General features: G+C 41.3%; 1 rRNA gene. It reads right to left on the bottom strand.

Going from position 1 to position 899, the window contains the following annotated elements:
- Positions 1–637, bottom strand: a 23S ribosomal RNA gene (locus Q0940_RS17020); the annotation flags it as partial.
- Positions 638–899: the final 262 nt, after the last annotated feature.

Consider the following 899-nt stretch of genomic DNA (forward strand, 5'->3'; position numbering starts at 1 on the left):
TTCGCCCAGTTAAGACTCGGTTTCCCTACGGCTCCCCTATTCGGTTAACCTTGCTACAAAATATAAGTCGTTGACCCATTATACAAAAGGTACGCAGTCACAGAACAAGTCTGCTCCTACTGCTTGTACGTATACGGTTTCAGGTTCTATTTCACTCCCCTCACAGGGGTTCTTTTCGCCTTTCCCTCACGGTACTGGTTCACTATCGGTCAATTGGGAGTATTTAGCCTTAGAGGATGGTCCCCCTATCTTCAGTCAAAGTTTCTCGTGCTCCGACCTACTTAATGTGTCCAATATGCTGCTTCGTGTACGGGGCTATCACCCTTTATTGCGCTACTTTCCAGAAGCTTCCACTACATCATACTGAATCGGCTGTTTCCCTTTCGCTCGCCGCTACTCAGGAAATCTCGGTTGATTTCTTTTCCTCCGGGTACTTAGATGTTTCAGTTCTCCGGGTTTGCTTCACATAGCTATGTATTCACTATGTGATACTGCACAAAATGCAGTGGGTTTCCCCATTCAGAAATTCTGGTCTATAACGGTTTTTATCACCTTAACCAGACTTATCGCAGATTAACACGTCTTTCATCGCCTCCAATTGCCAAGGCATCCACCGTATACGCTTATTCACTTAACCATACAACCTTAAATGCTCTCGCACTAAGTCGTAGGTTATGCCATTTTGATTGCGTTCGCTAAAAACACAATCGACATAAATAACGCTTGAGTTTTCTCTTACAGTGATACAAATTACTCATTCCAATTCCTAAGAACTAAAATAAGGTTTATACCTTTATTTTTTATTCAGCTTTCCAATTTGTTAAAGAGCAATTGAGTTTAAAAAAACTCAAATAAATAGACACTGCAATCAATGCGTATTTATTTGAGCTAACGTTCAT

The organism is uncultured Psychrosphaera sp., from assembly GCF_947500655.1.
In the GTDB taxonomy this organism is placed as follows: Bacteria; Pseudomonadota; Gammaproteobacteria; order Enterobacterales; family Alteromonadaceae; genus Psychrosphaera.